This window comes from Campylobacter coli LMG 9860, assembly GCF_000254135.1.
In the GTDB taxonomy this organism is placed as follows: domain Bacteria; phylum Campylobacterota; class Campylobacteria; order Campylobacterales; family Campylobacteraceae; genus Campylobacter_D; species Campylobacter_D coli.
Window position 1 is genome coordinate 1 of sequence record NZ_AINS01000027.1, and the last position, 23,584, is coordinate 23,584.

The 23,584-nt window shown below is 32.7% G+C and carries 21 protein-coding genes and 1 tRNA gene; 17 read left to right on the plus strand and 5 right to left on the minus strand.

Annotated elements, in window-relative coordinates; translation table 11 throughout:
* Positions 1-105: 105 nt before the first annotated feature.
* Together CCO88_RS03815 and CCO88_RS03820 are read right to left on the minus strand one after the other, a co-directional pair.
* Positions 106-182, minus strand: a tRNA-Ile gene (locus CCO88_RS03815).
* A 50-nt stretch (positions 183-232) separates the two neighbouring features.
* Positions 233-1,333, minus strand: coding sequence for an FtsW/RodA/SpoVE family cell cycle protein (locus CCO88_RS03820; protein ID WP_002780911.1), 1,101 nt, complete (start codon positions 1,331-1,333; stop codon positions 233-235).
* Positions 1,334-1,411: 78 nt separating this feature from the next.
* On the opposite strand from CCO88_RS03820, the gene CCO88_RS03825 reads away from it, so the two are divergent.
* From CCO88_RS03825 to CCO88_RS03905, 17 genes are all read left to right on the plus strand, one after another.
* On the plus strand, positions 1,412-2,377 hold the full coding sequence (locus tag CCO88_RS03825; RefSeq protein WP_002780913.1) for an RluA family pseudouridine synthase: 966 nt from the start codon (positions 1,412-1,414) through the stop codon (positions 2,375-2,377).
* Positions 2,325-3,557 (plus strand): fibronectin type III domain-containing protein, encoded by a 1,233-nt coding sequence (locus tag CCO88_RS03830; protein ID WP_002780915.1) that lies wholly within the window; start codon positions 2,325-2,327, stop codon positions 3,555-3,557. Before CCO88_RS03825 ends, CCO88_RS03830 begins: the two co-directional genes overlap by 53 nt.
* Positions 3,557-4,753, plus strand: a complete 1,197-nt coding sequence (gene trmB, locus CCO88_RS03835) for a tRNA (guanosine(46)-N7)-methyltransferase TrmB (RefSeq protein ID WP_002780917.1) — start codon at positions 3,557-3,559, stop codon at positions 4,751-4,753. Before CCO88_RS03830 ends, trmB begins: the two co-directional genes overlap by 1 nt.
* Positions 4,754-4,801: 48 nt before the next feature.
* Positions 4,802-5,467 (plus strand): cell division ATP-binding protein FtsE, encoded by a 666-nt coding sequence (locus CCO88_RS03840; protein WP_002784315.1) that lies wholly within the window; start codon positions 4,802-4,804, stop codon positions 5,465-5,467.
* Complete coding sequence (locus tag CCO88_RS03845) at positions 5,454-6,260, plus strand: FtsX-like permease family protein (protein WP_002799567.1); 807 nt, start codon at positions 5,454-5,456, stop codon at positions 6,258-6,260. The genes CCO88_RS03840 and CCO88_RS03845 overlap by 14 nt, the downstream gene beginning before the upstream one ends.
* On the plus strand, positions 6,257-7,459 hold the full coding sequence (locus CCO88_RS03850) for a murein hydrolase activator EnvC family protein (RefSeq protein WP_002799565.1): 1,203 nt from the start codon (positions 6,257-6,259) through the stop codon (positions 7,457-7,459). The genes CCO88_RS03845 and CCO88_RS03850 overlap by 4 nt, the downstream gene beginning before the upstream one ends.
* Positions 7,460-7,510: 51 nt before the next feature.
* On the plus strand, positions 7,511-8,227 hold the full coding sequence (gene pyrH / locus CCO88_RS03855; RefSeq protein ID WP_002776232.1) for a UMP kinase: 717 nt from the start codon (positions 7,511-7,513) through the stop codon (positions 8,225-8,227).
* 13 nt (positions 8,228-8,240) lie between these two features.
* Positions 8,241-8,465, plus strand: coding sequence for a DNA-directed RNA polymerase subunit omega (locus tag CCO88_RS03860; protein ID WP_002776235.1), 225 nt, complete (start codon positions 8,241-8,243; stop codon positions 8,463-8,465).
* Positions 8,449-10,644 (plus strand): RelA/SpoT family protein, encoded by a 2,196-nt coding sequence (locus CCO88_RS03865; protein ID WP_004284955.1) that lies wholly within the window; start codon positions 8,449-8,451, stop codon positions 10,642-10,644. Before CCO88_RS03860 ends, CCO88_RS03865 begins: the two co-directional genes overlap by 17 nt.
* A gap of 15 nt (positions 10,645-10,659) precedes the next feature.
* The gene (gene tyrS / locus CCO88_RS03870; RefSeq protein WP_002780923.1) at positions 10,660-11,865 is read left to right on the plus strand and encodes a tyrosine--tRNA ligase; all 1,206 of its coding nucleotides are present in this window, start codon (positions 10,660-10,662) and stop codon (positions 11,863-11,865) included.
* Positions 11,862-12,953, plus strand: coding sequence for a nitronate monooxygenase (locus CCO88_RS03875; RefSeq protein ID WP_002776244.1), 1,092 nt, complete (start codon positions 11,862-11,864; stop codon positions 12,951-12,953). Before tyrS ends, CCO88_RS03875 begins: the two co-directional genes overlap by 4 nt.
* Positions 12,953-14,923: an N-acetylmuramoyl-L-alanine amidase family protein gene (locus CCO88_RS03880; RefSeq protein WP_002780925.1), complete on the plus strand. Its 1,971-nt coding sequence runs from the start codon at positions 12,953-12,955 to the stop codon at positions 14,921-14,923. Before CCO88_RS03875 ends, CCO88_RS03880 begins: the two co-directional genes overlap by 1 nt.
* Complete coding sequence (mnmC, locus tag CCO88_RS03885) at positions 14,920-16,755, plus strand: bifunctional tRNA (5-methylaminomethyl-2-thiouridine)(34)-methyltransferase MnmC2/FAD-dependent 5-carboxymethylaminomethyl-2-thiouridine(34) oxidoreductase MnmC1 (protein WP_002780934.1); 1,836 nt, start codon at positions 14,920-14,922, stop codon at positions 16,753-16,755. Before CCO88_RS03880 ends, mnmC begins: the two co-directional genes overlap by 4 nt.
* Before the next feature lie 132 nt (positions 16,756-16,887).
* The gene (locus CCO88_RS03890) at positions 16,888-18,027 is read left to right on the plus strand and encodes a hydrogenase small subunit (RefSeq protein WP_002776249.1); all 1,140 of its coding nucleotides are present in this window, start codon (positions 16,888-16,890) and stop codon (positions 18,025-18,027) included.
* Positions 18,028-18,032: 5 nt separating this feature from the next.
* Positions 18,033-19,748, plus strand: a complete 1,716-nt coding sequence (locus CCO88_RS03895; protein WP_002839483.1) for a nickel-dependent hydrogenase large subunit — start codon at positions 18,033-18,035, stop codon at positions 19,746-19,748.
* Positions 19,749-19,759: 11 nt separating this feature from the next.
* Positions 19,760-20,452: a Ni/Fe-hydrogenase, b-type cytochrome subunit gene (gene cybH / locus CCO88_RS03900; protein ID WP_002776254.1), complete on the plus strand. Its 693-nt coding sequence runs from the start codon at positions 19,760-19,762 to the stop codon at positions 20,450-20,452.
* Positions 20,449-20,982: a HyaD/HybD family hydrogenase maturation endopeptidase gene (locus tag CCO88_RS03905; protein WP_002780939.1), complete on the plus strand. Its 534-nt coding sequence runs from the start codon at positions 20,449-20,451 to the stop codon at positions 20,980-20,982. Before cybH ends, CCO88_RS03905 begins: the two co-directional genes overlap by 4 nt.
* Position 20,983: 1 nt before the next feature.
* Here CCO88_RS03905 and recR read toward each other — a convergent pair whose 3' ends face one another.
* From recR to CCO88_RS03920, 3 genes are read right to left on the minus strand one after another with little or no spacing between them, the layout of a single operon-like run.
* The gene (gene recR, locus CCO88_RS03910; RefSeq protein WP_002776257.1) at positions 20,984-21,559 is read right to left on the minus strand and encodes a recombination mediator RecR; all 576 of its coding nucleotides are present in this window, start codon (positions 21,557-21,559) and stop codon (positions 20,984-20,986) included.
* Positions 21,549-22,799, minus strand: a complete 1,251-nt coding sequence (locus CCO88_RS03915) for an ArsS family sensor histidine kinase (RefSeq protein WP_002839486.1) — start codon at positions 22,797-22,799, stop codon at positions 21,549-21,551. Before CCO88_RS03915 ends, recR begins: the two co-directional genes overlap by 11 nt.
* Positions 22,796-23,467, minus strand: coding sequence for a response regulator transcription factor (locus CCO88_RS03920; protein WP_002776259.1), 672 nt, complete (start codon positions 23,465-23,467; stop codon positions 22,796-22,798). Before CCO88_RS03920 ends, CCO88_RS03915 begins: the two co-directional genes overlap by 4 nt.
* Positions 23,468-23,584 lie beyond the last annotated feature (117 nt).

Here is a 23,584-nt window from a genome sequence, read left to right on the forward strand (position 1 = left end):
TTATTTAAGACAATTTAAGATTATTTCAAGTATGATTTTATCATATCTTAATTGATAATTTTAGATTACTTAAGATTGCTTGGGATAATTTCAGAAAAGAAGTAATGGTGGATTTAGCAGGACTCGAACCTGCGACCAACCGGTTATGAGCCGGTTGCTCTAACCAACTGAGCTATAAATCCGCCTTAATTTTTAAAGATAAAATTATATCTTATTTTTGCTTAAAATTATTTTATTTATTTTTATTGTCTACCCAAAAGTATCTAAAGGTAATCAAATGCTGTAAAATTCCAAAGAAAATCATAAAAATCGTAAAAGAACTTCCACCATAGCTAAAAAAAGGCAAAGGGATACCAACAACAGGCGCAAACCCTATAGTCATCGAAATATTTACCGCAGCATAAATAAAAATAAACAATGCTACGCAGTTTATAGCAACTCTAGCAAAATAATCATCCTTAAGCTTTTGATTTAAGCTTAGTAAATGAAAGATGAGTAGAGTATAAAGTAAAATCAATACAAATCCCCCCAAAAAGCCAAATCTTTCTATAAGATATGCAAAGATAAAATCACTTGTAGAGATAGGCAAAAAGTTAAAATGCGTTTGTGTAGCTTCATCTTGAGATTTTCCTATAAGGCCGCCATTGCCTATGGCTATCATGGATTGTGCGACTTGATAGCTTGGTTTTTCGGAGATAAAATCATGAATTCTTTGTTTTTGGTAGGGCTTTAACAAATGCGTATAAATGATGGGAGAGCTTATACCGATGGCGATGATGATACTAAGCCAAATTTTATAATGCACACCCATGATAAAAAGCACGCCAAAACCTACGATTAAAAGCACCATGGCACTTCCTAAATCAGGCTCTTGAGCGATCAATAAAAAAGGCAAAATGATAAAAAAACTAAGCTTTAGAAATTGTTTTAGTTTATAGCCATTTTTAGGCGGTGGATCTTGATAGATGAGATAAGCAAGCATTAAAATAAAACTAGGTTTAAAAATTTCAGAGGGCTGGATGGTAAAATGAGTAAAAGGAATTTCAAGCCATCTTTTAGCACCCAACTTTTCAACACCAAAAATATCTGTACTTAAAAGCAAAAAGATATTGACCCAATAAGCTATGGGTATAAGCCACATCAGTTTGCGAATAGGCAATAAAAAGAATACGCTAAATGCGGCAATTCCTACACAGGCATAGACAAATTGTTTTTCGGCTAAAAAAGCATTGGCTTCAAAGATTAAAAAAAACGAAATTAAAATAATAGGTACAAACAAAATAGGTTGCATATAATCAAAATGTGTTAAAATTCTTCTATCAGGTATAAACAAAATTTGCCTTCAATTTGTAGTATTAAAATATAATTATAAAATAAAACTCTAAATTATATAAAATTTTATAAGGAAAAAATGCAAACTTTTTTGGTTGATGAACCTTCAAGGCTCGATATTTTTTTAGCTAAAAATCTTCAGCAAAGTCGCAATCAAATAGCCTCGATGATAGAAAAAAACTGCGTTTGGGTTAATGATAAAATTCAAAATAAAAATTCATTCAAGTTAAAAGTCGGAGATAAACTTGTTTTAAATTTGCCACTTGTAGAGGAAGCTAAGCCTAAATTTGATATAGATTTTGATATAGAAATTTTATACGAAGATGAGGATTTGTTGGTTTTAAATAAACCTTCAAATTTGGTTGTTCATGGAGCAAAAAGTGTTAAGAGTGCGACTTTGGTGGATTGGCTTATAGAAAAACAATACACCCTTTCTACCTTAGGCGGAGAAGTGCGCGCAGGGCTTGTTCATAGGCTTGATAAGGAAACAAGCGGAGCTATATTGATAGCAAAAAATAATTTTACTCATCAAAAGCTTAGTGAGCAGCTTAGTGATAAAACTATGGGAAGAATTTATCTTGCGTTAATTGATTTGCCACTAAAAGAGGATAAAATTATCATAGATAAAGCTTTGATTCGATCCAGTGCTAATGCCATTAAAAAAATAGTTACAAATAGCTTTGTTAAGGGTTCTAAGGAGGCTAAAAGTGCTTTTGTTAACTTGGCAAAAAGCGAGGAAGTGAGTCTTATTGGGGCTAAGCTTTTTACGGGTAGAACGCATCAAATTAGAGCACATTTAGCTAGCATAAATCGTCATATTTTAGGAGATGAATTATATGGCTATAGGGGGAAATACGAGTGTAGGATTATGCTGCATGCGTATTTTTTGTATTTCATTCATCCTAGAAATGGAGAAAAAATATTTATCCAAGCTCCATTAATGGACGATTTTAAACAAATTTTAGAAAAAAAATTTATTTTAGGAGAGCTTAATGAAAAAATTTCACTTGAGTCTTTGCTTGGGTGCTTTGACTCTTTTATTTAGTGCTTGCAGTGTTTCGCAACTTTCTAATATAGGTTCAAATAAAGAACTTTTAGTCAATGAAAGCTTGCCAAAGATTAACAATCTTAAAAGTCTTAGTGATATTAGCAATATAGCGTTTGAATGGGATCCTTTATATGATGATAATATCAAAGGATTTTATTTATATCGCTCAAATGATGCAAATCCTGAATTTAAACTTGTAGGAACGATTAAAAATAAATTTCAAACCCATTATGTAGATACTAAGCTTGAGCCAAATACAAAATATTACTATATGATGAGAAGTTTTAATGATCAAGGTCATATTTCAGAAGATGGAAAGGTGATTGAAGTAAAAACTATGCCAAGATTAGAGGCTATTCCTTTTGCACAAGCTATCACCAATCTACCAAGCCGAATTAAATTGATTTGGCGTCCACATCCAGATCCAAGAGTTGCTTCTTATATCATAGAAAGAGCTAAGGCAGATGGACAAGAATTTAAAAAAATTGCCGAGGTGAAAAATCGCTTGAATGCTGAATTTATAGATGAGGATTTAAAACCGGAGGAGAGTTTTAATTATAGAATTATTGCTGTTGGATTTGATGGGGTGCAAAGCCAGCCAAGTTCTATTTTAAATTCTACAAGCAAGGCCTTACCTCCTCAAGTTGAGCATTTAAATGCGAGCTTAGATGGAGCCAATAAAGTAGTTTTGACATGGGACGCTCCTAAATACAAAGATTTTTCGTATTATAAAGTTTATTCTACAAGTTCAAGTTTTCTTCCTTACACTCTTTTGGCTAAAACCGAGCAAAATTCTTATGAAGATATAGTTGAAGGTGCTGCAAAGAGTAAATACTATAAAGTAACCATGGTAGATATAGACGAGCTTGAAAGTCCTATGCCTAAAGATGGGGTAGAGGGTAAAACTTTAGGAATTCCATCTTCTCCTAGTATTATTTTGGCTCAAAGTACGAGTGATGGTATTGATTTAGAATGGGTGGATAATGACTCAAGAGCGGTTGAATACGAAGTTAGACGCTATGGCGGTGATCAAAATGCTATTTTTAAGGGTGTAAAAGAAAAAAGATTAAAAGATATTAAAGCTTTACCGGGTGTAGAATATAGCTATGAAGTGATAGCGATTGATTCTGTTGGTCTTCGTTCAGAGCCTTCAAAGAAAGTTAAGGCGAAGCAATAGTGCCAAATTTTAAAACTAGAAAACTTAAAGAAATCATTCTACCCTTTGAAAAAGATGGGATAGAATTTGTGTGGATGGCACATAATGATAATGTGAATTTAATCTACACAAGGGTCGAGGAAGAAAGCTTTTTTCTACAGATTAAAAAAGGAGAAAATGAATTTGTAGTTAAGGTAGATAAGCATACCAAACCTTCTAAAATAGCCTATTTACATAAGGCTTTATATATTTTTAAGCAATATTTTTGCGAGGATGTTATCAGCGAGGCTTTTGGTATAAAAAATAATGCTTTAGCCGAAAAAACTCCTTTGATTGCTAATGATTTTGAAGAAGTTTTAGAAAGGCTTGAGGGAAAAATTTACATCGAAATTGGTTTTGGTTCAGGAAGACATTTGCTTTACCAAGCTAAAAACAACCCTCAAATTTTAATCCTTGGGATAGAAATTTATAATCCAGCCATCACGCAGGTAGCCAAGCTTGCACGCGCTCAAGGTATTGATAATATCTTATTAGTTCAAAGTGATGCTAGACTTTTGTTGAGTGTTCTTCGGTCTGATTCTATAGAAAAAATTTTCCTACATTTCCCAGTTCCTTGGGATAAAAAGCCTCATCGCCGTGTTGTTTCTAAAGCATTTTGCAAAGAATGTGCAAGAGTGCTTACAACCCAAGGGGTTTTTGAGCTTAGAACGGATAGTTATGAGTATTTTGACTTTACTTTTAAGGAATTTTTAGAATTCTCATCACCGCAATTTAGCATTAGAAAAAATGAAAATTTAGAAATTTCTAGCAAATACGAAGATAGATGGAAAAGACAAGAAAAAGATATTTATGATCTTTGGGTGTGGAATTTAGATAAAGAAGAAAAGAATGTTTTATCAGAAGAATTTGATTTTTCAGATATACATTTAAGTAAAAATGATCTGATGCTTTTAGAGAAAAATTTTGAAAATTTTACTTTAAAAAAAGAGGATTTCTTTTTGCATTTTGAAAATATTTATAAGCAAGGGGAAAGTTTATTATTAAAAATAGCTTTTGGTGCCTTTAATAAGCCTGAGCATTGTTATTTACATATAGGAGAGGCGATTAGTTTTGTTTTTAAAGAGCCTTTTAAGATACAAGAAAATTTAAAAGCTATAAAAGAGCTTAAGAAAAGTGTTAAATTTCACTTTAATATGAAACATTTTCTTGAAAATTAAGCAAAAATAAAGCATAATTTACGAATTTTGAAATTCAAAGAGGATGGGATGTCAAATTTAATTCAAGCGCATAAACTTTCTTTAGGTTATGATGAATTGGTTATTAAAGAAGCCAGTTTCACTTTTAAAGATGATGATTTTGTTTTTATTACAGGTAAAAGTGGAAGCGGAAAAAGCACTCTTTTAAAATCTTTTTACGGGGACTTAGAACTCCTTTCAGGGCAGCTTGAAGTATGTGGATCTTCCATGCGAAAGATTGGAAATTCAGAGCTTTTAAAATTGCGTCAGCAAATTGGTATTATTTTTCAAGATTATAGACTTATACAAGAATACAGCGTAGAAAAAAATGTGATGCTTCCTCTTATGATTAAAGGTTATAGTAAAAAAGTTTGTCATGATCAAGCAAGTAAGCTTTTAAAGCATGTAAATTTGACATTTAAAGCGGATAAATTGCCCAATCAACTAAGCGGAGGAGAGCAACAAAGAGTAGCTATGGCTAGAGCTTTAGCACATAACCCTAAGCTTTTGCTTTGCGATGAACCTACAGGAAATTTAGATGAGTATTCTTCAGATATCATTTGGACACTTTTAAAATCAGCTAGAGAGCTTTTAGGTACTTGTGTTGTAGTGGTTACGCATAGAATTCCGAGCAATTTAAGACTGAATTATCGTCGTTTTAATATAGAAAATGGAAATATGAATGAAATTTTTTAAAACCCACTTATCTTTGATTTTGCCTTTGCTTTTTATGATGTTTGCTTTTGAGTTTATTTTACTTACAAATGCTACTTTAAGACATTATGAAGAGCTTGTCAATAAGGACTATAATATCATCGTTGCAAGCTCTGCTGAGCTTGATAAGAATGTTATCAAAACCAAACTTTCTTCCTTTTCTAGTTTGGAGCCATTAGATCCTAAAGATTTGATAGATCGTTTAAAAAACGATATTTCTGATAAAAATTTAAAAGTTTTACGAGATTCTTTACCTAAATTTTATAGCATCAAGCTTGATTATTTGCCTACACAAAATGAGCTTAATACCATTAAAAACCAGCTTTTAAGCATACCAAGTATTAGCAAGGTCGAGACTTTTGCTAAAACGCATGATAAGGTTTATTCTTTGCTTGTTTTGATGAAATTTGTATTTTGGTTGTTTTTATTTATCATTATCTTGCTTTCTTTTGTTTTGTTTTTAAAACAAATGAGAATTTGGCTTTTTGAACACACTGAACGCGTAGAGATTATGTATTTGTTTGGTGCGCCTTTTTGGTTTAGATCTTTTATGCTATATAAGATTGTGGTTTTGGATTGTTTTATTGCTTTTATTATTTTATTTGTATTTTTTACACAAATTTATAATCTTTCTATAGTCCAAGATAGCCTAAAAGCGGTTGATATTATCTTGCCTCCTATTAATTTTATCGTGCATTTGGGCGTGATTTATTTAGTGACTTTGTTTATATGTTTATTCTGTGTAAATTCGGTGATGTTTAGGGTGAAAAAATGAGAAAAATTCTAATTTTTCTTTGTTTTTTTTTATTGTCCAATGAAATGCATGCTAATGCCATTAGTGAAAAAACTAAGAATTTAGAAGAAAATAAACGCATTCAAGAGCAGGTAAATAAAAAGCTTGAAGATTTAGCCAATGATATATTAAGTGGAGAAAAGAGCTTGAAAGAGTTAAGTGCTCAAATTGAAACTCTTAATTCTCAAACTCTCAAGCTTGAAGCTCGAGCCAAGGCACAAAATAAAGACTTAAATTTACTCACAAGTCAAAACACAGATCTTTTGAAAAATAAAGCCAATATGGAAGGCAAACTTATAGCCTTGATGGCTAAGGATTTTGCCTATGATTTGTCTATACCGCAAGGTTATGTTGAAAGCAAGGAAAGTTTTATGGCTTTTGAGGTTTTGGGTGGCTTGGATAAAATTTTGCAAGATGAAATTTTTAAACTTTCTAAGGATTATGAAGATATAAGTAAATTAATCGATGATAAGCAAGAACAAATTAAAAAAATTAATGAAGATTTAAAAGATTACAATACCCAATTAGCAAAACTTCAAAATTTAAGACAAAAGCAAGTCAGTGAGATTAAAAAACAAAAAACCGATCGGGCAATTTATGCTAAAAAACTTGAGAATTTGCAAGATCAGCAAGATGAATTAAGAAAAACCTTAAATCAATTAAAAATTATAGAAAGCAAGCAAGAGGATAAAAAACAAAGTCAAAAAACTGCCAGCGATAGCAAAATTGTCAATAATACTCAAAAAATTCGCCAAATTGGATCTAGCTACCAAGGAAGCTCTACTAAGCGTTATACAGGTAAAAAAACTATAGCCCCTTTAGAATCGTTTACCGTAAAACAAAAATTTGGAAATTATATCGATCCTGTTTATAATATTAAAATTTTCAATGAAAATGTTGTTTTAAGAAGCAATAAAGCCGATGCTGTAGTGAAAAGTGTTTTAGATGGAAAGATAGTTTTTGCCAAAGATACAAGTATGCTAGCAAGAGTTGTGATAGTCGAACATGATAATGGAATTCATACTATTTATGCACACTTAGATAAGATAGCACCTAATATCAAAGTCGGTAAAAATGTAAAAAAAGGTGCGGTAGTGGGTAGGATAAAAAATGATTTAACTTTTGAAGTAACACAAAAGAATTTTCATATCAATCCTTTAGAACTTATTAGTTTAAATTAGCTAATTTTAATGCAATTTTCAATATAATTTCAAGTTGATTAAGGAGAAAAAATGCAAGAGAGAAAAAGAGTTTTAGTAAAATTTTCAGGAGAAGCTTTAGCCGGAGAAAATGGTTTTGGTATTGAAAATTCTATTTTAAAATTCATAGCAAATGAGATTAAAGAACTGGTTAAAAACAATATAGAAGTAGGCATAGTGATAGGGGGTGGAAATATCATTCGCGGTGTTTCAGCAGCCAAAGGCGGTCTTATCAAACGCACAAGCGGCGATCACATGGGAATGCTTGCGACTGTTATTAATGCTATTGCTATTCAAGAGGCTTTAGAAAGTTGCGGACTTGATGTGAGAGTACAAAGTGCGATTCAAATGGAAGCTTTTTGTGAAACTTATATTATGAGAAGAGCTCAAAGACATTTAGAAAAAGGTAGGGTTGTAATCTTTGCCGCAGGAACGGGAAATCCTTATTTTACAACCGATACAACAGCTATCTTAAGAGCGGTTGAGATTGATGCACAAATGGTTATTAAAGCAACAAAAGTAAACGGAGTTTATGATAAAGATCCTAATAAATTCGATGATGCAGTATTTTTACAAACCCTAAGCTATGATGAGGCAATGCAAGATAATATTAAAGTTATGGATGATACTGCAATCGCTCTAGCTAAGGATAATTCTTTGCCTATAGTTGTATGTAATATGTTTGAAGAAGGAAATTTGCTTAAAATTATACAAGGCGATAACAGTCTTTGTTCTATAGTTAAAAATTAATCAAGGAGAACTAATGGAAAACAGAATCGAAGAAATAGCAGCTAAAGCTCTAGAAAGAATGGGAGATGATCGCTACCGTCTTTCTTTGGTTGTTGCAAAAAGAGCAGAACAATTAGCCGATGGTGCAGCACCTTTAGTGGATATTGATAAAAGTAAATTAAAATTTGCAGATATTGCTTTATATGAGATAGCAGAAAATAAAATCACTTTAGAGGGTCTAGTTGAAACCAGTCGATGAGGAATTATTGCTCGAAAAACTCATTGAAGATATTAAAAATTGTAGAGATTTAACAAGAGCAAAAGAACTTCTTTTTAGCATTTGTCAAGAGGATGCTATTGTAGAAAAAGCTGTGGATTATTGCATAAAGTCCCACGAAGGTCAGGTTAGAAAAAGCGGAGAACCTTATGCAGTTCATCCCATCTTGGTTGCAAGCTTGGTTGCTTTTTTAAGTGAAAACAAAGCCACAATTTTGGCTGCGCTTTTACATGATGTGATCGAAGATACGCAATGTACCGAAGAAGAACTTAGGGATCAGTTTGGATCCGAAGTTTTAAAGCTTGTTTTAGGTCTTACAAAGATTGTAGAAATCAGAGAAGATAATCTCATTCCTTCAAAATCAAAAAAAAGTTTAACCAAATCCGCTCTTACATTTAGAAATATGCTTTTAGCAAGTATTGAAGATGTCGGGGTTTTGGTGGTAAAACTTTGCGATAGACTTCACAATATGCTAACCTTAGATGCTTTAAGAGAAGATAAGCAAAAGCGTATTAGCGAAGAAACTTTGGTCGTTTATGCACCCATAGCACATAGACTTGGAATTTCTAGTATTAAGAATTATTTAGAAGATTTAAGCTTTAAGTATTTGATGCCTGATGAGTATAAGCTTATCGATAATTATATTAATTCAAACGACCAGCAAATGCAACTAGGACTTAATGAATTTATTTCTAAAATCGAGCTTTTATTTCTTAGCAATGGCTTTAGGCAAGGAAGTTTTCAAATTCAAAAACGCATCAAACACAGTTATTCTATCTATCTTAAAATGCAAAGAAAAGGTGTGGGTATAGAAGAGGTACTTGATTTGCTTGGTGTACGAATTTTGGTTGAAAATGTGAGCGATTGTTATTTGGCTTTAGGGGTTTTGCATACAAATTTTAATCCCTTGGTTTCGCGTTTTAAAGATTACATAGCTTTACCAAAACAAAATGGCTATCAAACTATACATACCACTCTTTTTGATACAAAAAATATTATCGAAGCACAAATTCGTACTTTTGATATGCATAAAATCGCTGAATTTGGTATAGCTGCACATTGGAAATACAAAGAAGATGGGAGTGTTGTAGCCCCGCGACTTGATTGGCTTACTGATATTTCGATGCAAAGTACGAACAATCTTGAAAACGCAGAAGATTATAATGCTATCGAGCTTTATGAGTATGCAAAAGATAGTCTTTATGTAGAAGATGTGGCTGTTTATTCTCCAAAGGGTGAAATTTTTACTTTGCCAAGAGGAGCTACTGTGCTTGATTTTGCTTATGAGGTGCATACTAAAGTAGGACTTCATGCAAAAAGTGCTTATGTTAACCGTGTAAAAGTCCCTCTTTTAACCGAGCTTAAAAATGGAGATATAGTAAGGGTTGTAACTTCCAATGATAGGTTTTATCGTTGTTCTTGGGTTGATAGTGTAAAAACAGGAAAAGCAAAAGCGAGCATAAGAGAATTTTGTAAGCAAAAAATGAGAGAAATCAATCTTTTAAGCGCGATTAATATGTTAAGTTTTATTTTTAGTGTAGATAAAAACAAGATAGAAAATTGGATTGAAAGAGAGAATTTAGGCAGACGCATACGACAAGTAGCCAGTGATAGTGCTTATTTGAAAGATATAGTCAATGGGCTTAAAAAATACGCTAAAAAATCTTATTGGTTTGACAAATACGAAATCAAAGAACAAAAGATTGGGAATTTTTTATTGTATTCTAATCATAAAATTGCTAATGTGGATTTTGATTACTGCTGTCATCCAAAAAGAGGCGATGCTGTACTTGCATTTATTGAAAATGGAAATGCTATAGTTCATCATAAACTCTGCGATAGGGCAGATAAGATGATAGACAATAATAAAGACATGGTTTTGATTAAATGGGATTCTAATATCCCTAAATCATACAAATTAATCTTTTCTTTAGAAAATAAAAAAGGAATTTTAGCAGAGTTTTTGGCAGTTTTGGCTAAAATGCAGATTAATTTATTAACGATTAGTTTGTCAAGTGATATTAATACAGTGGTGGATTATTTTGAGATCACGATAGAAATTCCTGACAATATAAATCCTGATAATGTCCGAGACAGGTTAAAATCTTATTGTAAAATTTTAGATTTTACTTCATTAAATGACGCTTATAAAGAAGCTTAAACTAAAAGGTAGAAAATGGATATAAAAAATATACTTGCAGAAATCAAACGAGGGTGCGCAGAAATCATCGATGAGGAAAGAATTGAAAATTTGATTAAAAATTATTACGAAAAGGGAGAAAATTTTTTCGTAAAAGCAGGATTTGATCCTACAGCACCTGATTTGCATTTAGGTCATAGTGTGGTTTTAACCAAAATGGCATATTTGCAAAAACACGGAGCTATAGTTCAATTTTTAATCGGTGATTTTACAGGACAAATTGGCGATCCTAGTGGAAAAAGCATTACGCGTAAAAAACTTGATAAGGAACAAGTATTACAAAATGCTAAGACTTATGAGGAGCAGGTATTTAAGATTTTAGATCCGCAAAAGACACAATTAAAATTCAATTCTCAATGGCTTAACGAACTAGGAGCTACTGGGATAGTAGAGCTTACTTCGACCTTTAGTGTAGCAAGAATGCTAGAGCGTGATGATTTTACGAAGCGTTTTAAAGAGCAAAGCCCTATTTCTATATGTGAGTTTTTATATCCTTTGCTTCAAGGATATGATAGTGTTGCTTTAAAATGCGATATAGAAATGGGCGGAACAGATCAAAAATTCAATCTCTTAATGGGAAGAACCCTGCAAAGAATTTACAATATCGGAAAAGAACAAGCTGTGATGATGATGCCTCTTTTAGAAGGCTTAGATGGTGTAAATAAAATGAGTAAAAGCTTAGGGAATTATATCGGCGTTACAGAAAAAGCTAATGATATGTATGCTAAAATTCTAAGCATTAGTGATGAGTTAATGTGGCGTTATTACGAGCTTTTAAGTACTAAAAGTTTAGAAGAAATTGAAAATATGAAAAAAGAAATTTCTAGTGGCAATTTACATCCTAAGCTTGTTAAGGAAAATTTGGCGCTAGAGATTACTACGCGTTTTCACAATGAAGAAAGCGCTAAGGCTGCAAAAGCCGAATTTGACAGCGTACATAGCGGAAATGCTTTGCCAAGCGATATAAAAGAATTTGAGATAGAGGGTGAAATTTGGCTTGCTAAAGCTTTAGTAGAATGCGGTTTGGAAAATTCTACCTCTGCAGCAAGAAGAAGCATTAATGCAAATGCGGTGAGTGTAAATTCACAAAAAGTAAGCGATGAGCAAATGCAACTTGGCACAGGGGAGTATATTTTACAAGTAGGTAAGAGAAAATTTGCAAAATTAAAGGTGAATATATGAGTTTAAAATCCCTTCAAATAGGAAAACACACTATAAAATATCCCATTTTTCAAGGTGGAATGGGGCTTGGTATAAGCTGGGATAAATTGGCTTCAGCAGTGTCATTAAATGGCGGTCTTGGTATCATCTCATCTGTTGGAACAGGATATTATGAAAATCGCACCCATATTAGCAAAGAATTGAATGCTAAGCCTTATGGTAGTGAAAATTTTTATTCACGAGAAGGCTTACAAACTTTGATAAATAATGCAAGAAAAGTTTGCGGTGATGCGCCTTTGGGTTGTAATATTTTATGCGCAAGTAATGATTATGCAAGAATTGCTCGTGATGCTTGTGAAGTGGGTTTTAATATTATAGTTTCAGGTGCTGGACTTCCTACCAATTTACCTGAATTTACAGCAGATTTTCCTGATGTTGCTTTAGTTCCTATAATCTCTTCACCTAAGGCTTTAAAAATCATCTGTAAAAGATGGCAAAGTAGATACAACCGTCTGCCTGATGCTGTTGTGCTTGAAGGACCTAAGAGCGGCGGACATCAAGGTTTTACCTATGAGCAATGTTTAGATCCTAATTATCAACTTGAGAATTTAATCGCACCTGTGGTTGAAGAGGCTAAAAATTGGGGTTCTTTTCCAGTGATTGCAGCGGGTGGAATTTGGGATAAAAAAGATATAGAAAATGCCATTTCTTTAGGTGCTAGCGGGGTTCAAATGGGAACTCGTTTTATAGGTACTTTTGAATGCGATGCAAGTGATGAGTTTAAAAATGTATTGCTTGCATGTAAAAAAGAAGATATAGAACTTATCAAATCTCCAGTGGGATATCCTGCAAGAGGAGTAAGGACTAATTTACTTGATTTAGTCGATAAAAGAATGGGACCAAAGATCAATTGTATCAGCAATTGTGTAGCGCCATGTGGCCGAGGTAAAGAGGCGACAAAGGTGGGTTATTGTATAGCAGATAGGCTTTTTGATGCATGGTCGGGAAAAAAAGAAACAGGATTATTCTTTACAGGAGCCAATGGCTATCGTTTAGAAAAATTAATCAGTGTTAAAGAGCTTATGGATAAACTCGTCAATGGTGAATAATGTTTAGAATTTTAGTTTTTTGTATCGCACTTTTTAGTATTTGTTTTGGGGCATATGAAAATGAGCTTGCTAATTTTGATAAGAATTTTATCGCGTCAAAAAATGATGCTCAAGTTAAGTTCCATCATCAGCTAAAAAGTCTTTATATACAAAGTGTGATCAATGAAGATGAAAAAACTAAAATTGAAATTTTAAAAAGATTGATTATAAGTTCTAATGCTTTAAATTTGGATGATAAATCTTATGCGAACGAATTAGAAGAAAGCGGAGTGAGTAAGGCTAGCATCAATGCTTTAAGAAAAGCTGTGATTAAGGATAAGCAAAAAGTTCAGCCTGATTCTAAAAATGTCGAGGTTTCAAGCTTTGAACCTCCTAAAAGTACTTCAAAACCCCCACAAACCAAACAAGAAAGCACAAAAACACAAAACAATAAACCCCAACAGACAAAAAAAGTAGATAAGGTTTATGTTTTAAAATCAAGTAAGACAAGTCAAGGAGTGGTACTTGATTTAAATACCAATTTAGAGCAAAAAGATATAAAAAGTTTTGCCTTGGATGAAAAAGGAAATTATCGTTATATCAGTGATTTTGAGGGTATTTTAGAAGGCGGAAGAAAAGAATATAAATTTGATGATTATCGCATAGTAATTTCACAATACAATCCTAAGATGATTCGTATCGTTGCTTATGCTAAGGAAAAAATTCCTCTAAACTTTGATTTTGAAGATGAAAAAATAAGTATTTCTAAAAAATCACAAGCTATACAAAAAAGTACTCCGAGTAAGCAAGAGTCAAAAACAGCAGCAAAACAAGAAAGTGAAAAAGTAGTCGCAAAACAAGAGTCCAAACCAGTTAAAACTCAAGAAGCTAAAACAAATACCAAAAAAGAACAAGAAAATGATGAACCTTTATATGTTTTAGATGTAGATAAAAGTTCTAATTCTGTTGTTTTAAATTTAAGCGATGAGCTTGATGAAAAAGATATTACAAGTTTTAGCACAAAAGATCAAAAATTCTTTAGACAAGTAGTGAGCTTTCAAGGAATTTTAGAAGGTAGTCGCAAGAATTTTACTTTTGGGCAAAATGCTGTTACAGTTACTCAGTATAATCCAAAAACAGTTCGTATTGTACTCAGCTCAACTAAAGAATTTAAGCTTTTTAAAGATTTAGATGATAAAAGTTTGACTTTAGGTTTTAGTGGCAGTACAAGCAAAAGCACTTCTACTTCAAGCAAAAGCACTTCAAAAACTGCTAGTAAAAATGTTTTAAATTCTAATTTCAAATCCGATAAACTCATAGTCTTAGATGCAGGACATGGGGGTAAGGATAGCGGTGCTTTAAGCGATAAAAAAGGGAGTTTAAAAGAAAAAGATATAGTTTTAAGCACGACCTTAAAGCTTGGAAATGAGCTTAAAAAACGCGGTTATAAAGTACTTTATACAAGAAGTTCAGATAAATTTATCAATCTTAGAGATAGAACAAAATATGCCAATGATAAAAGAGCGGATTTGTTTTTATCTATCCATGCAAATGCAGCGCCTAATGCATCAAAAGCAAAAAGCAGTGAGGGTGTGGAGACTTTTTTCTTAAGTCCTGCTAGAAGTGAAAGAAGTAAAAAAGCTGCTGAAAAAGAAAATCAGGGTGATTTTGAAGAGATTAATTATTTTTCAAAGCAAAGTATTTTGAATTTTTTAAACAGAGAAAAGATCGTGGCTTCAAACAAACTTGCTATAGATGTGCAAAAAAATATCTTAACCCAAACTCGTAAGAAGTATAAAATTGTCGATGGTGGAGTAAGAGAAGCTCCTTTTTGGGTTCTTGTTGGAGCTCAAATGCCTGCTATTTTGATAGAAATTGGATATATCACTCATCCAAGTGAGGGAAAAAGAATCGCAAATAAAAGTTTTCAAGACACTTTGGTTAAGGGTATAGCTGATGGTGTGGAGAATTATTTTTATAACAATAGATGAAAAAAGCTAATTTAATCTTTAAAGACAATACCCCATTTTCTTTGGATTTTGATGATTTTTATTTTAACTCAAAAGATGGTTTAAATGAGAGCAAATTTGTTTATAGTGAGGCTTTTGAATTTGAAGAAAATGATACATTTATCATTGCTGAAAGTGGCTTTGGTATAGGGCTTAATTTCTTTTTAACCCTTAAAAGATTTCTTCAAGCAAAGAAGCGTCCTAAAAAATTATTTTACACCAGCATTGAGGGTTTTTATATTGAAAAAGACAAGCTTAGAGAAATTTATCAAAAGCTTGGATTTTATGAAGAATTTAAAGAAATTTTAGAAGCTTTTTTAAAGTTTTATCCTAAGGCTAAAAAAGGGTATTATCGTTTTTATTTTAAAGATTGTTTTTTGGATTTAATCTTTGATGATATTGCTATTCTTAGAGAGCTTGATTTTAATGCTGATGTTTGGTTTTTAGATGGTTTTTCTCCGAGTAAAAATTCAGCCATGTTTGATGAAAATTTCATAGCTCAAGTTGCTCGACTTTCAAAGACTAATACCCAAATTTGCACCTTTTCTGCTTCGAGTGCTTTGCAAAAAAATCTTATAAAATATGGCTTTGAAATCCAAAAAACCAAAGGTTTTAGAAAGCGAGAGATGATCAAAGCTTTTTTACGCAAAGAATATCCAACCCTAGATAAAGAAGCTTATTTTCAAAGAATTCCAAGTTTATATAAAAATAAAAAAGTAGCCATCATAGGTTCGGGCATATGTGGTGCAACTTTAGCTTATGAGCTTTCTTTGCGTGATTTTGAAGTCAGTGTTTTTGAAAAAAACGATAGTTTAGGATGTGGCGCAAGTGGCAATGAAAGTGGAATTTTAAGCTCTTTGATTTTAAAGCCTGATGTTGCTTTGGGTGAATTTTCTCAACTTGCTTTTATCGAGGCGAGTCGTTTTTATAAGCAAATTTTAGATTTAAATCTAAAAGGAGTGATAGAATTTGCTCATACTCCTTTGATGCAAGAGCGTTTTATAAGCCAAAAAGATAATATTTTATTTAAGATTGATAAGAATGAAGCTTTTTTAGAAGATGGCGGACACATCAAGCCTAAAGAAATTTTAAAATCTCTTTTTGAAAAAAGTCAAGCAAAAATGTATTTTAATCACGAATATGATTTTTTTCAATACCAAGAAGACAAATTTATTTTGCATTTTAAAAACCAAAAAGCAATGCAAGATTTTGATATTTTAATCTATGCTATGGGTGCTGATACTAAGGATTTTTTAGTTTATGATGGAATGCTTTTAAGTAAGGTTAGAGGACAGGTTACTCATCTAAAACCTTTTTTGGATAATGCATTTGCCCTTTCTTCAAAAGCTTATATTTGTCCTAGTGATGGGGATTTGCAAGTTATTGGCGCAAGTTATGATAGGCTGAATTCAAATCCAAATCCACAAAAAGCCGATGATGAAGAAAATTTGCAAAACATACAAGAGTTTTTAAAAGGCGATGAGGAAATCATCATCAAAGGCTCTAGAGTAGGTTTTAGATCTTATTCTAGCGATAGGTTTGCTATTGTGGGAGCAGCTTATGATGAAGCTTTTTATAAGCAAGAATATAAAGCTTTATTATGGACAAAAAACAAGGCGCAAGTTCTGCCTCAAAATATCCCTAATTTATATCTTAATCTTGCTCATGGCTCAAGAGCTTTTAGCACTTCTGTTTTGGCTGCAAGATATCTTTGTGCTTTGATTAACGAGGAGCCTTTGGGGGTGTTTAAAAATTTTATTCCTTGTATACATCCTGCAAGATTTTTGATCCGCAAGCTAAAGAAAGGGATATAAATTTTTTAGCTTTTATTAATATATCTTTAAGTTTTGTTTATATTTTTCTATTGAAATTTAAATTTTAATACATTTTTAATTTGCTTTGTTTTATTATTAAGTGGAATAAATTACATTAATTAAGGAATTTCAATGATTGATTATAATCAAATAGAGTCCCGTTTAAGCGCACTTGAGAAACTTCCTTCTTTAAATCCTGAAAATTCTATACCAAAAGCTTTGGAAAGATCTGGCTTTACTAGAAGAGATTTTATGAAATGGGCAGGGGCGATGACAGCATTTTTAGCATTGCCAGCGAGTTTTACCCCTATGGTGGCAAAAGCTGCAGAACTTGCAGATAGACTTCCTGTGATTTGGCTTCATATGGCTGAATGTACGGGCTGTAGCGAGAGTTTATTAAGAAGTGATACTCCAACTATTGATAGCTTAATATTTGATTATATTTCTTTAGAATACCATGAAACCGTTATGGCTGCAGCGGGTTGGCAGGCTGAAGAAAATTTAGAAAGTGCCATTGAAAAATATAAAAACAAGTATATTTTAATGGTTGAAGGTGGTATCCCTATGGGAGATACAGAGAATTTTTTAACCATAGGGCCACATGGAAAGAGTGGATATGAGCTTTCTAAAGTAGCGAGTGAAAATGCTTTGGCGATTTTTGCGATAGGAACCTGTTCGAGCTTTGGCGGAATTCAAGCTGCAAGACCAAATCCAAGCAATGCTCAACCTCTAAGCAAGGTAACAAGCAAAACCGTTATCAACGTGCCAGGTTGTCCGCCAAGTGAAAAAAACATAGTAGGAAATGTTTTACATTATCTTCTTTTTGGTGAGTTGCCTGCGCTTGATGTTTATAATAGACCAAAATGGGCTTATGGTTTAAGAATTCATGATCTTTGTGAAAGACGCGGACATTTTGATGCGGGTGAATTTGTACAAAACTTTGGCGATGAGGGTGCAAAAAATGGTTATTGTCTTTATAAAGTAGGTTGTAAAGGTCCTTATACTTTTAATAACTGCTCTAGAGAAAGATTTAACCAACACACTTCTTGGCCTATCCAAGCAGGACATGGCTGTATAGGTTGTTCTGAGCCAAATTTTTGGGATACTATGGGACCTTTTGAAGAGCCTATGGCAAGTCGTAAATTTGATACTGTTTTTGGATTAGGAGCTGATAATGTATCAGATAAAATAGGCATAGGTGTTCTAACGCTTACAGGCGTTGCTATCGCAGCGCATGCGGTGATCGCATCCATGAAAAAGAATGAGGAATAAAATACATGAGTCAAAAGATAATAGTAGATCCAATTACAAGAATAGAAGGACACTTAAGGGTTGAAGTTGTTGTTGATGATAACAATGTGGTTAAAGAAGCTTATGCAGGTTCTACTTTATGGCGTGGTATTGAAACCATTGTTAAAGGACGCGATCCAAGAGATGCGGGTTTTATGACGCAAAGAATTTGCGGAGTTTGTACTTTTTCACATTATAAAGCAGGTATAGTTGCTGTTGAAAATGCTTTAGGTATTACTCCGCCTTTAAATGCGCTTTTAACAAGAACTTTAATGAATGCAGCGCTTTTCTTACACGATCATATCGTACATTTTTATCAACTCCATGGGCTTGATTGGGCAGATGTTGTAAGTGCTTTAAGTGCTGATGTTAAAAAAGCAAGTGATGAGGCTTTTAAATACACTTCAAATCCTTATGCAACAGGTGCAGATAAACTTCTTGAAGTGCAACAAAGACTTAAAACTTTTGTAGATAAAGGAAATTTAGGACCTTTTGCAAATGCTTATTATGGTCATCCTACTTATCGCTTAACTCCAGAGCAAAATTTGATCGTTTTATCGCATTATTTAGAGTGTTTAAGAATTCAAAGAATCATAGCTCAATGTATGGCTATTTTTGGTGCTAAAAATCCACATCCACAAAGCTTAACCGTTGGTGGTGTAACTTGCGTTATGGATTTGCTAAGCCCTGCTAGAATGGGTGAATATATGGAAAAATTCAAAGAAGTGCAAGACTTTGTTAATCGTGCGTATTATCCTGATCTTGTTATGGCGGGAAAAGCTTATGCAGATGAACCTAGTGTACTAAATGATATTGGGGTAAACAATCTTTACACTTTCCAAGAATTCCAGCTTGGTAGAGATGAGTGGCTATTTGAAAGCGGAATCATCAAAAATGGCGATTTAAGCAAGGTATATGAAGTAGAAGAAGATAAGATCACTGAAGAAGCGACCCATTCTTGGTATGCAGATAATGAGCCTTTGCATCCTTATGAGGGTAAAACAAATCCAAATTATACAGGGCTTGTAGAGGGTGAAAGTGTAGATCATCATGGAAATACAGTGCATTCTAAGGTATTTGATACTAAGGGTAAATATAGCTGGATTAAGGCTCCACGCTATGAAGGAAATCCTATGCAAGTAGGACCTTTGGCTAATATCGTTGTAAATTATGCTAAGGGTAATCAAAATGTTGTTCCTGTGGTAGATGAGTTTTTAAAAGAAACAGGACTTCCTTTAAATGCTGTATTTAGCACTCTTGGAAGAACTGCTGCGCGTTGTTTGGAAGCAAAAATTGTGGCTAATAATGCTTTAAAAGCCTTCCGTAATTTAGTAGAAAATTTAAAAGTAGATGAGAGCACTTGTACGCCTTATGTGATCGATAATTCTAAAGAGTACAAAGGACGCTATATGGGGCATGTGCCACGCGGAACGCTAAGTCATTGGTGCAGGATTAAAAATGGAGTGATAGAAAATTGGCAAGCAGTTGTTCCTTCTACTTGGAATGCAAGTCCAAAAGACGCAAATGGCGTAGGTGGAAGTTATGAGCAATGTTTGATAGGACTTAAAATCGCTGATGTAAAACAACCACTTGAAATCATTAGAAAAATTCACTCTTATGATCCTTGTATTGCTTGTGCGGTGCATGTAATGGATACTAAGGGAAATAATCTAAGCGAATATAAAGTAAACGCGAGTTTATAAAAGGGGCTTTTATGCAAAATAAAGAAGAAAAATTGCAAAGAAAGGCTGAATATGAATTTAGCATAGGTTTGCGTTTAACACATTGGGTAAGAGCTTTTGCTATAGTGGTTTTGGTTATAACAGGATATTATCTTTCTTATGTTTTTCAAAATCCTATAAGCAATGGTGAGCCAGTTAATTTCATGCAAGCAAAATACAGAATGGTGCATCAAGCCGTCGGTTTTGTTTTGATTGCTTGTGTGATTTTTAAAGTTTATCTTTTCTTTTTTGATAGGATAAGTCGTAAGGAGCGTATCAGCATAGTAGATGCACTTAATCCAAAATTATGGATAGAGCAGATTAAATTTTATCTATTTTTAGGTAAGCATCCACATCTAAAAGGTGTTTATAATCCTTTGCAGTTTGTAACCTATATATTTTTCTATATTGTTATGGTGGGGATTATTTTAACAGGATTGATTCTTTATACTCATACTTACCATGAGGGTTTGGGGGGATTGTTGTATGAAGTGTTAAGACCTTTAGAAGCCGCACTTGGAGGCTTGGCTGATGTTAGAACTTATCATAGAATTTTAATGTGGGTTATTTTAATCTTCGTACCCGTTCATATCTACATGGCATTTTTCAATGCGATCAAAGGTAAAGATGGTGCGATTGATGCTATAGTTAGCGGTTATAAATTTGTTAAAGAAGAGAAAAATTGAAATTTCTTGTCCTTGGTATAGGAAATATTATGTTTGCAGATGAAGGCATAGGCGTTCATCTTTGCAAACTTTTAGAAAAAAATTATAAATTCACTCATTCAAATCACAGCTTAGATTTTGTCGATGGAGGCACCTTGGCCTTGCAACTTAGCTATATTATCGCAGAGTATGATAAGATGATAGTGCTTGATTGTATAGATGCAGATGATTCAAAAATCGGCGATGTATTTTTCTTTCCTTATGATGCAATGCCTAAAAAGATCAATTGGAGTGGTAGTGCGCACGAAGTAGAAATGCTTCAAACCTTACAATATATGGAGCTAATGGGAGATTTGCCTCATACACAAATTTTAGCTTGTGTTCCAAAGCGTATCAAGCCTATGAGTTTTACTCTATCGCAAGAGATTGTTAGCGCGGGTGAAATTATGGAAAAAACTTTGCTTGAGTATTTAACTAAAGAGGGTTTTAGTTATGAAAAAATAGCAAATCATTCTTTGCAGGAATTAGCTGACATTTCTTACAAAAACTGATTTAAACTTTGGTGCGAAAATTGATGGCTTTGTTTAGAGATATAAAGTCAACATTTTCTAAATTTACTCCACTTGGAATACCTTGTGCGATTTTGCTAAATTGTAAATTTAAATCTTTAAGCCTATCTTCTATATAAAAAATCATTGCATCGGAATTTAAATTATGAGTGAAAGCAAAAATGAGTTCTTTGCTTTGTAATTTTAGTATCATTTGTCTTAATTGAGCAAGCTTTTCATCGTTTAATTCATCTAAAACAAAATACAAGCCCCCATAACTTTTACTCTCTTCTATAACCAAAACATCTTTAGGGCTTTGCACTATACATAAGCAATTTTTATCCCTTTCATCATCGGTGCAAATTTCACAAAGTTCGTTTTCGCTTAAAGACCCGCATTGTTGACAGGGTTTTATAAAGCGTATAGCATTTTCTATATTGTGTGCGAGCTTCATACCTTCGAGTTGATTTCCTGTGCAAATATGATAAGCAAGGCGAATAGCAGTTTTTTTACCGATAGTGGGTAATTTTGCAAAACTTTCTACAAGTTCGTTAAATTTTTCTATACCCTTATGCGTCATTGTTTGTTTTTACTCCGAAAAAAATTTTAAAACAATGCTTACCTTCTTCGTAAAAATAAATAATATCAAAATTATGTAGTTTGCATACTTCAAAAACGATATAAAGTCCTAAGCCCATACCTTTGACTTTCTGATATGGTTCGCGTGTAAAAGCCTCAAAATAATGCTCTATAGGTTCTCTTAATGGATTGCCAGGATTTTTTATCACAAAACATTCTTTACAGCAATAAAGCTCACAAGTTCCATTGCTAGAATATTTTAAAGCATTATCAATGAGATTTTTTAAAATCAAAGGAAAAATTTCCATATCTACATTAATCAAGGCATCGTGTTTTAAATTGAGCTTGACGACTCTATTAAAATCATCACGCATCAAATAATCTTTAGCTTCATTGAGTATGGTGCTAAAATGCACAGGTTTAAACTGAAGATTGTAGTTTTTTGAAAAAAGATTTTCAATTTTGGCAAATTCATTAATCAACGAATCCATTCTTAAAAAAATATCGATCAATCTTTCTTTCTGCTTTTCTTCTTGCAGCATTTCAGATATAATCCTACCTTTTCCAATAGGCGTTTTAAGCTCATGCATGATGGTGCGTAGAAAAAGTTGTCTTGATTGTATGAGTTTTTGATTTTTCTTAAAAGCTTTTTGAAATTCAAGGGCTATTTTACCTACTTCATCTTCTTGATAATTCTCAAAATCAGCTTTTCCGCCATTAGCCACTTCTGCGACCTGTTTTCTTAATTTTTTAAGTGGTTCAAGGGATTTTAATACTGAAAAATACATAAAAACAACCAAAAAAGAAAAAAAGAAAAAGCCTATCAACAAAAGATTATAAACTCTATTGTTAGTATCTTCTTCAAATAAAGCGCTAAAGTCTTTGCATTGGACATCAAGATAGAGTTTGTTTTGATATTTTAAAGAGGTGAGAGTGCAGGCATTTTCTCCATTTCCTGCGCGAAAAAGGCTTTGTCCTTCTAGTCTTGCGATTTTTACAAAATAATCATTTTGTATAGCAACAAAGCCGCTATTGTTAAGATGAGCTCCTATATCCACTCCAGAAGCATTGCCATAAGAATTGATGATATTTTTTATAAAACTTTCTTGTTTAAAACCTTCTTCTTCGCTGTAGGTATTGCTTTCTATTTTTAAAAGCACGATAAATAAAACGCAAACCAAAAAGAAAGTTACAACAAATAAAATAACAAGTTTGGTATAAATAGAATAATTTCTAGTCATCCTATAAGTTTATATCCTATACCTCTAACTGAAAATATATGTTTTGGAGCTTTAGAGCTATCATTTATCTTAGTTCTTAAGCGACCGATGATAACATCAAGGCTTTTAGAATCTTTATCTTTAAGATTTTTACAGCGACTTACAAGCTGTTCTCTAGATACACTATAGCCGTGTTGCTGGATGAGATATTCTAAAATTTCATATTCCGCAGGGGTTAGAGTTAAGACTTTGTTTTGATAAGTGATTTCGTGTTTTCTTTCATCGATTTTAAAAGCTGAATTGATATTTTCATTGTTGGTATTTTCAGCTCTTTTTGTGCGACGAATAAGACTCATGATTCTTGCGTGCATTTCTTTTGGATCGTAAGGTTTTGGTAAATAATCATCCGCGCCAATTTGGAGCCCTACAACCTTATCGCTTAAATCTCCTCTAGCAGATGAAATGATGATAGGAATATTGTATTTTTGTCTGATTTCTCTACAAACTTCAAGGCCATCAATTCCAGGTAAGGTTAAATCTAAAATTAAACAATCATAGCCTTGTATACCTACATTTAAAGCTTCTTTAGGATTTTCAAAATTTGTGATTTTGATATTAAACTGAGTTAAATATTCTGACAATAATTGGGCAAAATCAGGATCATCTTCTATCATCAACACATTAATCATTTTGTTATCCTTTATTATTTATGGTAAGATTTATATATTTACATAATTTTATTTAAATTTTGATAAATTATTGAGTTTATTTTTGCTAAAATTATATTTTTTATTTTTACAAATTTT

Coding starts and splice junctions, on each gene's coding strand:
- CCO88_RS03825 (WP_002780913.1), top strand. CDS start 1,412: ATGCAAACTTTTTTGGTTGATGAACCTTCAAGGCTCGATATTTTTTTA.
- CCO88_RS03830 (WP_002780915.1), top strand. CDS start 2,325: ATGAAAAAATTTCACTTGAGTCTTTGCTTGGGTGCTTTGACTCTTTTA.
- CCO88_RS03840 (WP_002784315.1), top strand. CDS start 4,802: ATGTCAAATTTAATTCAAGCGCATAAACTTTCTTTAGGTTATGATGAA.
- CCO88_RS03845 (WP_002799567.1), top strand. CDS start 5,454: ATGAAATTTTTTAAAACCCACTTATCTTTGATTTTGCCTTTGCTTTTT.
- CCO88_RS03850 (WP_002799565.1), top strand. CDS start 6,257: ATGAGAAAAATTCTAATTTTTCTTTGTTTTTTTTTATTGTCCAATGAA.
- pyrH (WP_002776232.1), top strand. CDS start 7,511: ATGCAAGAGAGAAAAAGAGTTTTAGTAAAATTTTCAGGAGAAGCTTTA.
- CCO88_RS03860 (WP_002776235.1), top strand. CDS start 8,241: ATGGAAAACAGAATCGAAGAAATAGCAGCTAAAGCTCTAGAAAGAATG.
- tyrS (WP_002780923.1), top strand. CDS start 10,660: ATGGATATAAAAAATATACTTGCAGAAATCAAACGAGGGTGCGCAGAA.
- CCO88_RS03875 (WP_002776244.1), top strand. CDS start 11,862: ATGAGTTTAAAATCCCTTCAAATAGGAAAACACACTATAAAATATCCC.
- CCO88_RS03880 (WP_002780925.1), top strand. CDS start 12,953: ATGTTTAGAATTTTAGTTTTTTGTATCGCACTTTTTAGTATTTGTTTT.
- mnmC (WP_002780934.1), top strand. CDS start 14,920: ATGAAAAAAGCTAATTTAATCTTTAAAGACAATACCCCATTTTCTTTG.
- CCO88_RS03890 (WP_002776249.1), top strand. CDS start 16,888: ATGATTGATTATAATCAAATAGAGTCCCGTTTAAGCGCACTTGAGAAA.
- CCO88_RS03895 (WP_002839483.1), top strand. CDS start 18,033: ATGAGTCAAAAGATAATAGTAGATCCAATTACAAGAATAGAAGGACAC.
- cybH (WP_002776254.1), top strand. CDS start 19,760: ATGCAAAATAAAGAAGAAAAATTGCAAAGAAAGGCTGAATATGAATTT.
- recR (WP_002776257.1), bottom strand. CDS start 21,559: ATGACGCATAAGGGTATAGAAAAATTTAACGAACTTGTAGAAAGTTTT.
- CCO88_RS03915 (WP_002839486.1), bottom strand. CDS start 22,799: ATGACTAGAAATTATTCTATTTATACCAAACTTGTTATTTTATTTGTT.
- CCO88_RS03920 (WP_002776259.1), bottom strand. CDS start 23,467: ATGATTAATGTGTTGATGATAGAAGATGATCCTGATTTTGCCCAATTA.